The following is a 13943-nucleotide window of genomic DNA, read 5'->3' on the forward strand; positions in this document are numbered from 1 at the left end:
GGAGCGTTTTAATAACAAATTAATTCTTTGTCGAACTAAGATTTTACCAATTTATCCTTTTTCATTTTAGGAGTAACTGTATTTTTTACATAACTTTTTGTCTGCAAATCATCTAAAACATTTAATGCTTCTTCTACATAAACGTCTTTTGATAATGCCTGATGCCAAGCTTCTCTTTTTTCTTTTAAAGTAGCATCATTATTCATTTCAAGTTCTTCATAAGGCAATGATTTAAAAACCAGATTGTTTTTGTAATCGGCAATTGGCTTGTATTTTTTACCTTCATTCTCTACCTGTTCCTGAGTTGCTTTAAAGTTCTTAATATTTAAACTATAAGTATTCTCTTTGTTTTTAATATCAATCCATTTTGCGTTGTCTTCAATCAATTTAAACTGATCGTTATTTGCAATTCTGTTTCTGCTATTATTAATTGCCTGAGCAAATTTTTCATTAGAGGTCCATGTGCTGTAATCTGCCGGATCAATTTTGTCCCAAGGCATTGCATTATCAATATCACGTTCACCCATTTTCAGGTAAGCATAACGATCTGGCATAACCACATCACTATGAACTCCTTCTAACTGAGTTGAACCTCCGTTAATTCTATAGAATTTTTGTCCGGTAATTTTTAAAGCACCAAGATCTCCATAGTTTGCATTTCTAACAAACTGATTTAAATCTAATACCGTTTGTACTGTTCCTTTACCATAAGTTTGTTTACTACCAATGATTACACCACGTTTGTAATCCTGAATTGCAGCAGCCAAAATTTCTGAAGCCGAAGCAGAGAAGCTATTAACCATAATTACTAATGGTCCGTCCCACTCTATTTTTTTGTCTTTATCGTATAAAACTTCTTTCTTCATTCCGGCTGATTTCACCTGAACAATTGGTCCTTCCTGAATAAACAATCCAGCGATATCAACAACTGTAGACAAAGATCCACCACCATCATCACGAACATCAAGTACGATACCATTAATATCCTCTTTTTTCAGTCTTTCTACTTCAAGAGCAATATCTTTTCCGGCATCGCGACCATCTTTATTCTCAAAATCGATATAGAATTTAGGTAAATAAATTACTCCGTATTTCAATCCGTTTCTTTCAACAACACTAGATTTTGCATACGTTTCTTCTATTTCAACTACATCTCTTATAATAGAAATAACCTTAATACTTCCGTCAACTTTTTTAACAGTAAGTTTTACTTCTGTTCCTTTATGCCCTTTAATTTTTTTCACAACATCATCAAGACGCATTCCAACCACATCAACTGGTTCTTCGTTTCCTTGTGCTACTTTCAAAATTAAATCACCTGCCTCAAGTTGTTTTCCTTTCCATGCTGGTCCGCCTGAAATCAATTCATCAATTTGAGTAAAATCATTTTTCTTGGTCAATCGGGCACCAATACCTTCTAATTTACCACTGATATTAACATCAAAACGATCTTTTTCTTCAGGAGCAAAATAACTTGTATGAGGATCAAAACGAGTCATGATCGAGTTAACATAAACAGAAAACCAATCTTCTGTATTCAGATCTTTTATCAGACTAAAATTGTCATCTAAAGATTTCAAAGAGCTTTCACGTGTTTCTTTTTCTAATGTTTCAAAAGATTTCTCCTTGTATGCAGGATCTGTCTTCTTTTTATCTTCTTCTAATTTTTGCTTTGTTACCAGTGAAGAAAGAGTAGACAATTTAATTTGTTTTCTCCATCTTTCATTTATTTCAACAGCATTTTTTGCATATGGTAACTTATCGTAATCAGCATTAAAAGTCTCATCAACAGTATAATTAAATGGCTGAGCTAAAATCGTTTTATAACGTTTTTTACTTTCTTCCATACGTTTCATTAATCTTGTATATGTAAGATTAAAAAACGTTAAGTCTTTGTTTAAAAACTGATCATCAAGCTGTAATTCGTACTGCTTGAATTCATCGATATCAGACTGAAGAAAAAATCGCTTCGAAGGATCAAGCGCATCTATATAATCTTTAAAAATTCCTTTAGAAAATTCATCGTTGATTTCAGCAGGATGATAATGTCCTTTTTCAATAACAAACGCAAGCAATTCTAAAAGTGTTTTATCTCTGTTTGGGTCCGGATCCTGTGACTTATCTGCATTTAGCTTAAATGCAAACAAGGTAACTGACAGGCATAATACGGCTATAAGTATTTTATAATTTCTTTTCATAAACTTAATAATAGCATTCATCAAATTTTTTAATCTAAGTTACGGTAAAAACTGTGCCAACAAAGCCAAGCTCACTATAATTTTTTGTTAAAGATATAAAATAGTTTGGTGCTCAAAAGTCTTCTAAGATTTAGTTTACAATTTTTATTTATTTGTTAGTATTCTACCAAAATCTGTTACTACATTTGCCAAAACAAGCCTTAATTTTGACAATAAAAAAATAGACCTGATAGCATGAAAGACGAAAAACCACTAATATTAGTAACTAATGACGATGGAATTCTGGCACCGGGAATCAGAGCTTTAATAAGTGTAATGGAAACTATTGGTGAAGTTGTGGTTGTCGCTCCTGATAAACCTCAAAGTGCCATGGGACATGCTATAACCATAAATAACACCTTATTTCTCGATAAAATTTCAAAAGACGATGATACTGTTACCGAATACAGCTGTTCCGGAACTCCTGTCGATTGCGTAAAACTGGCAGTAAACGAGATATTAAAACGAAAACCCGATCTTTGTGTTTCAGGAATAAATCATGGCTCCAACTCTTCGATTAATGTAATTTATTCCGGAACAATGAGTGCTGCTGTTGAAGCGGGAATAGAGGGAATCCAGGCAATTGGTTTCTCTTTACTGGATTTTGACTGGAATGCCGATTTTGAACCTATAAAATCATTCGTAAAAAAAATCACTTTAGAAACTCTGGCCAATAAATTACCTGCAGGTGTCGTTCTAAATGTAAATTTTCCGAAATTGAAAGAAAACGAAATAAAAGGAATAAAAATTTGTCGTCAGGCAAAAGCTTATTATGCTCAAAAATTTGACAAAAGACAAACTCCTTTCGGAAAAGACTATTACTGGCTTACCGGAAAATTCACAAATGAAGACAAAGGAGAAGACACAGACGAATGGGCTCTCGAAAATGGTTATATTTCTGTTGTTCCTGTTCAATTTGATTTAACCGCTCATCATTCAATGCAACAACTTAATACCTGGAAATTAAATGAATAAATTAGACATACTTATTGGTTTTATAATCGGAATTATCACTTCTCTTATTGGAAGTTATCTTTTCATTAAACTTTTTACTTCGTTTGACCTTTCAAATGGAATTCAAACCATAAAACAATACGGCTATCTGGGTAAAGTAATTACTTTGGGAACTGTTTTGGATTTGATTTTGTTTCTGTTTCTCCTAAAAAGAAACAAGGAATTAATGGCCAGAGGGGTTGTTTTTGCCGTGATTGTTCTGGCGATTTCGACTTTATTTATTTAAATCCTATCTTTGTTCTGCAAAAAAAATATCGTGTTCAATAATTGTAACACACTTTCAAAAAAATCAATATGAAATATTACATCATAGCTGGAGAGGCTTCCGGAGATTTGCATGGTTCTAATTTAATGAAAGCTTTATACGAAGAAGATCCTCAGGCTGAGATTCGATTTTGGGGTGGTGATTTAATGCAGAAAGCCGGCGGAACGTTAGTAAAACACTATCGCGAATTGGCTTTTATGGGGTTTGTTGAAGTTCTTTTTAACTTAAAAACCATTCTGAACAATATCAAAATTTGCAAAAAAGATATTTCCGAATTTAAACCGGACGTTTTAATTTTTATTGATTATCCCGGCTTCAATATGCGTATTGCAAAGTGGGCAAAAGAACTCAATTACAAAACTCATTATTATATTTCTCCGCAAATTTGGGCCTGGAAAGAAAACAGAATCAAGGCAATAAAACATGATGTAGATAAAATGTTTGTTATTCTTCCTTTTGAAAAAAGTTTCTATGAAGATAAACATGGCTTTCCTGTAGATTTTGTTGGACATCCTTTAATTGATGCCATTCAGAATCAACCTCCTTTTGACGAAACTGTTTTTAGAAAAGAAAACAAATTGGGAGACAAACCAATTATTGCGCTTTTACCGGGAAGCCGTAAACAAGAAATAATAAAAATGCTAAGCGTAATGCTTAGTGTTGTTGATGATTTTCAGGATTACGAATTTGTCATTGCAGGCGCACCAAGTCAGGATTACGAATTTTATCAGCAGTTTATAAAAAACCAAAATATCGCATTTGTTTCGAATAAAACATATGATTTATTGCGTTCTTCTACTGCAGCTTTAGTTACTTCCGGAACAGCAACTTTAGAAACGGCACTTTTTAAAGTTCCCGAAGTGGTTTGCTATAAAGGAAGTTCTATTTCATATCAAATTGCAAAACGTATTATTACACTTAAATACATTTCGCTTGTCAATTTAATTATGGATCAGGAAGTTGTAACTGAATTGATTCAAAATGAATGCAACACGAAACGTATTAAAGAAGAACTTCAAAAATTATTAGAGCCCGCTTCTCGCGAAAAATTATTGAAGAATTATGATATTCTGGAACAAAAATTAGGCGGAGTTGGTGCCAGCAAAAAAACAGCGAAACTTATTGTAGCCGATTTAAAACAAATTTAATTTTTTGATTTTGAAAAGAATAATCGCTTTACTGTTTTTTATCCTCTTTTTTGCTTCCTGCAAATCTACTTCGGCTGTAACAACTAAGAAGGAATCTAAACGGGAAAACAAATATGTTGTCAATCATCTAATTGAAACTGCAACGGATAATATTGGTGTTCGTTATAAAGCTGGTGGTACAACAAAAAGCGGTTACGATTGTTCAGGATTAGTTTTTACCACTTTTGAATCAGAAAATATAAAACTACCCCGAAGTTCATTTGAACAAGCAAAAATTGGAGTAGTAATCCCAATGAAAGATGCTCAAAAAGGAGATTTAATATTTTTTAAAACTAACAAAAGCAAACAAATTAATCACGTTGGACTTATTACTGAAGTAAGCTCAAATGAAATCAAATTTGTACATTCATCGACCTCAAAAGGCGTTATTATCTCCTCTACCAAAGAGCCTTATTATCAAAATTCATTTGCTCAGATAAACAGAATTATCGAATAAATATTTTTTTTGATTCTTTTTTCTTACAAAATTTCAATACTTTTAGAACATGAAAGTATTAGATTTCCCTTTAGCCAAAATTACAGTTTGGTTTCTTGCCGGCATAATAATGGCTTATTATTTAATGCCATCTCTTTTTCTTGCTGTTTTTGCTTTTTCAATTGGAGCGATTCTTTTTGCAACTTCATGTTTCATTGCCAGAAAACACAATAAAATCATTCCTTTTTTTGGAGCTGCCACGTATTACACCTCATTTTTTCTTGGTGTATTAACTTTATTATTTCATACCGATTCGCTTCAAAAATCTAATTACATACATTGTAGTAAGGCTTTCGAAACTCCTCACCATATCACATTTACGGTACGGGAAAAGCTTAAAAGCAATTCCTATAACGATCGATACACCGCATTGATAAACGAAATTAACAATGAAAATTATCACGGAAAAATCATTATAAACGTAGCTAAAGACAGCTTAAACCCAATTATTATTGGAAACATTATCAAAGTAAAAACAACTTTACAACACAATAGCCCAAGCAAAAATCCCAATCAATTTGATTATAGTAAGTACCTAGCAGACAGACAAATATTTGCTCAGATATATATAAACAAATCAGAAATAGGCATTAATAAAAAACTAAAAAAAGATATCTGGTATTATTCAGGATGCTTGCACAGGCGCATTATCGAAAATCTAAAAAAGGCACATTTCAATGCTGCTGAAATGAATGTTGCACTGGCACTAATTCTGGGACAACAACAAGAAATCTCATCAGAAATTATTCAGGATTATCAATATTCTGGTGCCACACATATTTTATCCGTATCGGGTTTGCATGTGGGTTTCATAATGCTGTTTATTAACTTTATTTTAAAACCTATTCCAAACACCCGAAAAGGTTCTTTTATAAAACTCTTTAGTATTTTAATTTCATTAGGTGCATTTGCAGTAATTTCAGGCCTATCTCCGTCTGTATTACGTTCTGTAGTTATGTTTTCTTTTGTTGCCACAGGAGACCATCTTAGACGAAGCGGAAACATTTATCATACATTACTAGTTTCTCTTTTTCTAATATTATTATTTGAACCTTACTTTCTATTTGATGTTGGATTTCAATTAAGTTATATCGCCTTATTTTTCATTATTTGGCTGCAACCTTTACTAAAAACTATTTGGTCCCCTAAAAGTAAATTTCTTATTTATATTTGGGATGCCCTGACTGTTTCATTTGCAGCACAAATTGGCGCATTTCCTTTGTGTTTATATTATTTTCATCAGTTTCCCGGGCTTTTCTTTGTGACCAATATTGCAATAATTCCGGTTTTGTCTTTCATAATGATTGCAGGAATTATCGTTATGATTTTTGCCATTTTTACTTCGCCGCCTGAATTTCTAGTTTTAATTTTTGAAAAAAGTATCTATCTGTTAAACGAAATTATTCATTACGTAGCGTCATTTGAATCCTTTGTTATACTAGATATCAGCTTTAATTTTTATTATCTAGTTGCATTTTACCTTTTTATTATCTCGAATATAATTTGGTTTCTTAAACCAACCTTTAACAAACTTGTCTTTGTGTTAATAACCATAATTTTATTGCAGCTTTCTTTCATCATCACAAAAAAAGAAATAGAAAATCAGCAAGAACTAATTGTTTACAATACAAAAGGAAAAACACTTATTAGCGAAAAAACAGGCAAAAAAATTATAGTTTTTTCGGATGATAAACTTATTCTGAACGAATCAAAAAACAGTACATTAAATAATTATATAGTTGGGAATTACGGTCAACTTAAAGCCGTAAATAAAATGCGCAACTTATTTTTTTATAAAGGCAGCAAGATTTTCATAATTGACAGCACCGGGATTTACAGCACTAAAATTCAACCGGATATTTTGCTATTAATTCAAAACCCTAAGGTAAATTTAGAACGTGTCCTTAAAGATATTCATCCAAAAATTGTGATTGCTGATGCTTCAAATTCGTATGCGATCCAAAAAAGCTGGAAAACAACGTGCATCAAAAAAAACATCCCTTTTCATGCTACAGCCGAAAAGGGATTCTACAAATTAAATTAATATAATCTAATTCAACAGTTTTCATTCACTTGGATGCAAAATTGCGTTTGATTCTGCAATCCATGCCTTTGCTCCGCCAGGCTTATAGGATAATTTTCCTAAAGCATTAAAGGTCGTTTTACTTTTTCGAATAGAAGCACTTGCAAAACAAACTTCCGGCAACTCTTCAACTCCAAAGGCATTTTTAAGTTTAATATTTTGTTCTTTGTCACTATCAGAAGCAGAACTGTCAGATAGATCCAATTTTACCAGAATAACATTATCACGTGACCACACGGCAAAATCCGGGGTTTTAAATATTTCATTCTGAAGATTTTCTGGTACACCTGAGGCAGTGAACAAAATTAACATTGGTCTTCTTTGTTCATTACTTATTGCAATAGCATCAGTCATGTTTGTTCTCCAAACTAAATTCTGTGCCTTCATAAAAAATGAACCAAAAAAGAACAGTAGGATAAGTAATTTTTTAGTCATACTATATTGGTTTTGGTTAGAATAGCAAGACGAAATTAACATTATATTTTAATTATCCAATTTTTATTAATACAAAAAATACATAATATGTTTTTTTACAAACAATAAAATATCAAATACATAATTTACCCAAATTAAAGAAAACTTTTTCTTACTAAAGCATAAAAAAACTCCTTGTACATTTTGCACAAGGAGCTTTTTTCTTTCTATATTCTAATTTCTTAAGACTTCTTAGGAGGATTTACAATTCCGTTTGCAACTGTTAACCATGCTGTTGGCCCACCAGCAACATAACCTGTCTGACCAAGCCCTTTAAAATTAACTTTTCCGTCTTTAGATTCTGCGCTTGTAAAATAAATTGTTGGAAATCCCTGAATCCCGAAAGCTTGCTGCAATTCGTTATTCTGATTTTTTAATTCTGGAGACTGCGCTGTTCTTCGCGGATAATCCAGCTCAACTAAAACAACATTATCTGTAGCCCATTTTTTAAACTCAGGTGTTTTCAAAACCTCATTTTGCAAACGAATACACCATCCGCACCAATCGCTTCCGGTAAAAAACATCAACAATGGCTTATGTACATTATTACTTACTGTAATCGCTTCCTTTACATCTGTATACCATTTCAGTTCTTTGTCCTGAGCCTGTGCTGCAAGTGCTCCAACAAAAAATAACGCTACTAGAAATATTCTTTTCATAATGTTTATATTTTTCACAAATTTAAGTAAAAAATGAGTCGCTAAATACGTCCTATTTTACTTCTTGCATTAATTTTTTAATCAACGGCATAGCAATTATGAAAACAACACCAGCAACTACCGCATAAATTGCCAATTGATAATAACCATCAGTATAAGCAATCAACTTAGACATTAAAGTAGTTCCAGTATTTGCATTTGACATTTCAGCTCCTAATTTTCCAGCAGCAAACTGCCCAAATGCACTAGATAAAAACCATAACCCCATCATCATACCAAATAATCTTTTTGGAGACAACTTAGTAATTACAGACATTCCGATTGGACCAATACATAATTCTCCAAGTGTATATAGAAGGTATCCTAAAGCAAAAACATCTAGAGAACTTAACCCGTCTTTATTAACAAAAAATCTTGCAGCATAAAAAATAAAGAATCCCGCCGCTAATAAAAGGAATGACAAACTAAATTTAATAATCGTATTTGGCTCAATTTTTCGCTTCGCCATATATATCCACAACAATCCAACAAGTGGACTAAAGATAATTACATACATAGAATTTATACTATTATTCACCACGTTTGGATCAATATTAAAAAACAACAAATTGCTTGATAAATTGTCTTTTGCAAATAATGACAACGAGCCTCCTGATTGTTCAGAAATAGCCATAAACATAAAATACGCAAAAATAAAGATAAATGCCGCCAACAGCTTAAGTTGCTGTTTTCCTTCTTTAATCATTATTAATTCATATATAAAATATACTAATGCCAAAATCCCTATCGTATACATAAAATACTCTGTATAATCAGAATTTATAACCATTATGTAAACAAGTGGAATTACCAGTATTGAACCAGCATAAACTGCAATTTCGTAAAGACTGCGTTTTTTAGGTGTCTGTTTTTCTAATGGAGAATTTCCTATTGGAGCAAGATGTTTTTTAGTCAAAAGAAATGTTATAACCCCAATAATCATAACAATTGCAGCAGAAAGGAAGCACAAACTCCATGAATAATTTTTCCCTAAATAAATAGGAATAGCTCCTCCTAGCATTCCGCCAATATTAATTCCCGCATAAAACAATCCGTAACCTGCGTCACGGCGTGTGTCATTTTCATGATACAATTCACCTACCATTGAAGAAACATTTGGCTTAAAAAAACCTGTTCCAATAATAGAAAGCGTTATTCCGTAATAAAAGAAATCATGCGGATTTGCAGCAATAAGCAAATTCCCCAAAATCATAACGATTCCTCCAAAAAGAAGCGACTTTTTAAAACCTAAAACTTTATCAGCAAAAATTCCCCCAATAAATGTAAAAGCATAAACAAAAGCCTGTACAGCACCATATTGAAGATTTGCTTTTCCTTCAACCAAACCTAATTGATCTACCATGAAAACTGCTAAAACCCCTCTCATTCCGTAGAAGCAAAAACGCTCCCACATTTCAACTAAAAACAAATACCACAATTGTTTTGGGTATTTACCTTCAAAATTTTGAATTTCGTCTAAAGTAATTTTATGTTCCATATTATCTAACACCATGCATCATTTTTTTCAAGAATGGAGTCAAAGCAAATAAGATAATTGCCGCAATACCTGTAAGCACTACAAATACCATAAAGAACTCATATAAATTGTGTATTTCAAATCCGGCAAAAAAGTGGTTATGAGCACTAATTTGGTGTTTTTCTAATAAAGATAATTGCTCCGTAGTTGGCACAATTTTGTTATCTAAAACTGCCTGAAGATCAATTCCTAATTCTTTAGCTTTTGCAAATTTATCCCCCGTTGCAGGTAAGATAGAACCCAAAGTTCCCCCTAATGCATAACCAGACGCATTAGACAAGAAAAATACTCCGTATAATAATGAAGCGAAACGTTTTGGAGATAATTTACCAACCAATGACAAACCAATTGGAGACAAACATAACTCAGCACACGTATTCAAGAAATACAACAAGATAAGCCATTTTACTAATAACAATCCTGAAGTTCCAATGTACGAAACCTGAGTAGCGATCATAAAGAAACTAATCGAAATTACTACTAAACCTACCGCTAATTTTACTGGAGAAATCGGCTCTTTGCCTTTAGCTCTTAAAGTATCCCAAAGAATACTGAAAGGCACTGCTAAGATAACAACAAATAATCCGTTAAAAATCTGAACCATTGATGGAGGCATTTGCCAGCCAAAGAAGTTTCTATCTGTTTGATTATCTGCAATAAATGTTAAAGATGAACCCGCTTGCTCGAAAGCTGCCCAGAAGAAAATGATAAAAAACGAAACGATATAGATTACAATAATTCTATCTCTTTCAACTTTAGTTAACGAGGTATCAGAAATAATCAATCCCGCTAACGACAATCCACTAGAATAAATTAAAGTATAAATTAAATTCTGACCTACTACATAGTGAAAAAAGAACCCTAAACCAACAAATGCTAATCCGGCAATCAACAAAGCTTTACTAGAAAAATTAGCTTTTTGTGCTTCTCCTTCTTCAAAATCAGAAGCCTCATTTTTAGAAGGCAAACCTCCTAATGGTCTTCCTTCAGGAGAAACTACATATTTGTTTTTCAAGAAGTAAAAAAGAATTGTTCCCAACAACATCGCAACAGAAGCCGCCATGAATCCCCATCTAAAAGCATGAATATCTCTAATTCCGCCAGCATCTTTTACATCTCCTAACAAAGGACAAATAGACTGACCTAAAAAAGCTCCGATATTAATTCCCATATAGAAAATAGTAAAAGCACTATCTAATTTTGTTTTCTCCTGTTTAGGATACAAACTTCCAACCATACTTGAAATGTTTGGTTTAAAGAATCCGTTACCAAAAACAATAACACCTAAAGCAGAGTACATAATCACTTTAGCCAAACCTAAATTAGATTCAAAAACACTTCCACTGGTAAACAACAACAATTGCCCAATTGCCATAAGTAATCCACCTAATAAGATACAATTTCTGTTTCCTAAAAAACGATCGGCAACAAAACCTCCTAACATTGGAGTTAAATAACAAAGTCCCAGAAAACCTCCATAAATTAAAGAAGCTTCTTCTTCCTTCATTAATAATGAGTTTACAAGAAATAAAGTCAATAACGCTCGCATTCCATAAAAATTGAATCGCTCCCACATCTCCGTTCCAAATAATACCCAAAGTCCTTTTGGATGCGCAGTTTTTACTTGAGTTTCTCCCATATTATTCATTATTATATTAAAGGTTAATTGATTTAGATTATAAATTTTCTTTGATAAAATTAGTCATTTTGTTATACAATTGAATTCTTGTTTTTCCACCATAAATACCATGGTTTTTATCTGGATAGATTTGAGAATCGAATTGTTTATTTGCCTGAATTAAAGCTTCCATCATTTGCATTGAATTCTGAACATGAACATTATCATCACCAGAACCATGAATTAATAAAAACTTACCTTTTAATTTATCAACGTGATTTATTGGAGAGTTTTGATCGTATCCGCTTGCATTTTCCTGAGGAGTCTGCATGTATCTCTCTGTATAAACACTGTCATAAAATCTCCAGTTTGTTACCGGAGCAACAGCGATTGCCATTTTGAAAACATCGTTTCCTTGAAAAATACAGTTAGAAGCCATAAAACCACCATAACTCCATCCGAAAATACCAATTCTTGAAGCGTCAACATAAGGATATGCTCCAATTACTTTTGCAGCGTCAATCTGATCTTCAACTTCGTATTTTCCTAATTCTTTTTGAGTAACTTTTTTGAAATCTGCACCTTTAAAACCAGTTCCTCTACCATCAATACAAGCTACAATATAACCTTGTTGTGTAAGTGATAAAAACCAGTAATCATCGCTATTATTCCAATCGTTGTTTACTTGTTGTGATCCCGGACCAGAATATTGGTACATGAAAACAGGATATTTTTTTGAAGGATCAAAATCTTTCGGTTTTAAAATCCATGCATTAAGTTCGTTTCCTTTTGCCGTTTTTAAAACAAAGAATTCTTTTGCAGGAAGGTTATATGCTTTTAATTTATCAGCAAGAGCCTGATTATTCTCGATAACCTGAATTTCTTTTCCTGTTTTAGCCTCGTTTAAAGTATAAGTTGTAGGCTGTAAATTACTTGAGAAAGTATTAATAAAGTATTGGAAATTTGGACTAAAAGTAGCTGCACTTGTTCCTACTTTTGAAGTTAAACGTACTTTGTTTTTTCCGTCTAAACCAATTCTGTAAATATCTCTGTTGATAGAACCATTTTCTGTAGACTGATAGAAAATAGTTTTTGTTTTTTCGTCTAAACCGTAGTATGAAACCACTTCCCAGTTTCCTTTTGTAACCTGGTTTTTAAGTTTTCCAGTTTTATCATAAACATAAATATGATTAAAACCATCTTTTTCGCTTGTCCAGATAAAACTATTATCTTTTAAGAAAGTCAAATTATCTGTAATATCAACATATGCTTTGTCTTTTTCATTCAAAACAACTTTTGCTGCTGCAGTTGTTCCATCGACAAATAATAAATCAAGATTATCCTGATGACGATTTAAAACCTGAGCAGACAATACATTAGCATCATTTGTCCATTTTAATCTTGCGATATAAAAATCATTATAATTACCTAAATCAACTTTTTTAGTACTGTTTCCAACTACATCGTATACATGCAAAGAAACTACCGAATTCTTCTCTCCCGCTTTTGGATACTTAAAAGTTTCAACTGTTGGATATAAATCTTTATGAAACATAGACATAGAAAACTCCGGAACAGCACTTTCATCAAAACGGATGTAAGCTATTTTTTTACTGTCTTTACTCCAGTCAAAAGCCCGTACAAAAGCAAATTCTTCTTCATAAACCCAATCCGTAATACCATTTATAACAGCATTTTTCTTTCCGTCAGTTGTAACAGCTGTAGATTTTTTTGAAGCTAAATCATACACATAAAGATTATTTTCTCTTGCATAAGCGATTTTAGTTCCGTCTGGTGAAAAAGTTGGCTCCTGAATTTGAAAATCAACCAATTTTGTTAGTGATTTTGAAGCGATATCGTATAAAAAATAATCTGCTGTAAATGAATGACGAAAGATTTTATTAGTATGAGTAGCAACTAAAATCTTTTTTTCTGAAGCATCAAAGATGTAGCTATCAATTCCGTCAGCAAGTTCTTTGTAGTTTTTTGTATCAATTAAGTTAGATACCTTTTTTAAAGTTGCAAAATCGTATAAATCAATCTGCTTGCTCCTGGTTGACTGATCTACATTTAAAACAGTGTATTGATCTGTGTTTTTTAAAGATTGCAATTCATCCATTCCTTTTGCACGGAATGCACCGCCATAAATGCTCTCAACAGTAATTTTTTGTTGACCAAAAACAGTCGCAACAAATAACAAAAGCATTACAGTAATTTTACTTGTATTCATCAGAATTATTTAATTTTAAAAAAGAGCCCAATTTTAGTGAAAAAAATAAACATATTACACATTATAAGTGTTAAATGTAAAAAAAAATAACGATTGCGTATTTT

General features: G+C 32.2%; 11 protein-coding genes. 5 read left to right on the forward strand and 6 right to left on the reverse strand.

Features of this window, described 5'->3' with window-relative positions; all coding sequences use genetic code 11:
* Window positions 1–35: 35 nt before the first annotated feature.
* The gene (locus tag OLM51_RS00670; RefSeq protein ID WP_264552510.1) at window positions 36–2219 is read right to left on the reverse strand and encodes a carboxy terminal-processing peptidase; all 2184 of its coding nucleotides are present in this window, start codon (window positions 2217–2219) and stop codon (window positions 36–38) included.
* A gap of 213 nt (window positions 2220–2432) precedes the next feature.
* On the opposite strand from OLM51_RS00670, the gene surE reads away from it, so the two are divergent.
* The 5 genes from surE (at window position 2433) to OLM51_RS00695 (ending at window position 7243) form a co-directional block, all read left to right on the forward strand.
* Window positions 2433–3212, forward strand: coding sequence for a 5'/3'-nucleotidase SurE (gene surE, locus OLM51_RS00675; protein WP_264552511.1), 780 nt, complete (start codon window positions 2433–2435; stop codon window positions 3210–3212).
* The gene (locus tag OLM51_RS00680) at window positions 3205–3477 is read left to right on the forward strand and encodes a hypothetical protein (protein WP_264552512.1); all 273 of its coding nucleotides are present in this window, start codon (window positions 3205–3207) and stop codon (window positions 3475–3477) included. Before surE ends, OLM51_RS00680 begins: the two co-directional genes overlap by 8 nt.
* Window positions 3478–3545: 68 nt before the next feature.
* Complete coding sequence (gene lpxB, locus OLM51_RS00685) at window positions 3546–4664, forward strand: lipid-A-disaccharide synthase (protein WP_264552513.1); 1119 nt, start codon at window positions 3546–3548, stop codon at window positions 4662–4664.
* Window positions 4665–4674: 10 nt separating this feature from the next.
* Entirely contained in the window at window positions 4675–5160 is a 486-nt protein-coding gene (locus tag OLM51_RS00690) for a C40 family peptidase (RefSeq protein ID WP_264552514.1), read from the forward strand.
* Between the two features lie 49 nt (window positions 5161–5209).
* On the forward strand, window positions 5210–7243 hold the full coding sequence (locus tag OLM51_RS00695; RefSeq protein ID WP_264552515.1) for a ComEC/Rec2 family competence protein: 2034 nt from the start codon (window positions 5210–5212) through the stop codon (window positions 7241–7243).
* A 21-nt stretch (window positions 7244–7264) separates the two neighbouring features.
* Here OLM51_RS00695 and OLM51_RS00700 read toward each other — a convergent pair whose 3' ends face one another.
* The 5 genes from OLM51_RS00700 to OLM51_RS00720 all read right to left on the reverse strand — a co-directional run bounded on the left by OLM51_RS00700 (window position 7265) and on the right by OLM51_RS00720 (window position 13839).
* The gene (locus OLM51_RS00700; RefSeq protein WP_264552516.1) at window positions 7265–7717 is read right to left on the reverse strand and encodes a thioredoxin family protein; all 453 of its coding nucleotides are present in this window, start codon (window positions 7715–7717) and stop codon (window positions 7265–7267) included.
* Between the two features lie 221 nt (window positions 7718–7938).
* Window positions 7939–8415, reverse strand: coding sequence for a thioredoxin family protein (locus OLM51_RS00705; RefSeq protein WP_264552517.1), 477 nt, complete (start codon window positions 8413–8415; stop codon window positions 7939–7941).
* A gap of 52 nt (window positions 8416–8467) precedes the next feature.
* Complete coding sequence (locus OLM51_RS00710; RefSeq protein ID WP_264554259.1) at window positions 8468–9952, reverse strand: peptide MFS transporter; 1485 nt, start codon at window positions 9950–9952, stop codon at window positions 8468–8470.
* Between the two features lies 1 nt (window position 9953).
* Window positions 9954–11630, reverse strand: a complete 1677-nt coding sequence (locus tag OLM51_RS00715; protein WP_264552518.1) for a peptide MFS transporter — start codon at window positions 11628–11630, stop codon at window positions 9954–9956.
* A gap of 37 nt (window positions 11631–11667) precedes the next feature.
* Entirely contained in the window at window positions 11668–13839 is a 2172-nt protein-coding gene (locus OLM51_RS00720) for a S9 family peptidase (RefSeq protein WP_264552519.1), read from the reverse strand.
* Between the last annotated feature and the right edge of the window lie 104 nt (window positions 13840–13943).

The organism is Flavobacterium sp. N2038 (genome assembly GCF_025947185.1).
Classification (GTDB): Bacteria; Bacteroidota; Bacteroidia; order Flavobacteriales; family Flavobacteriaceae; genus Flavobacterium.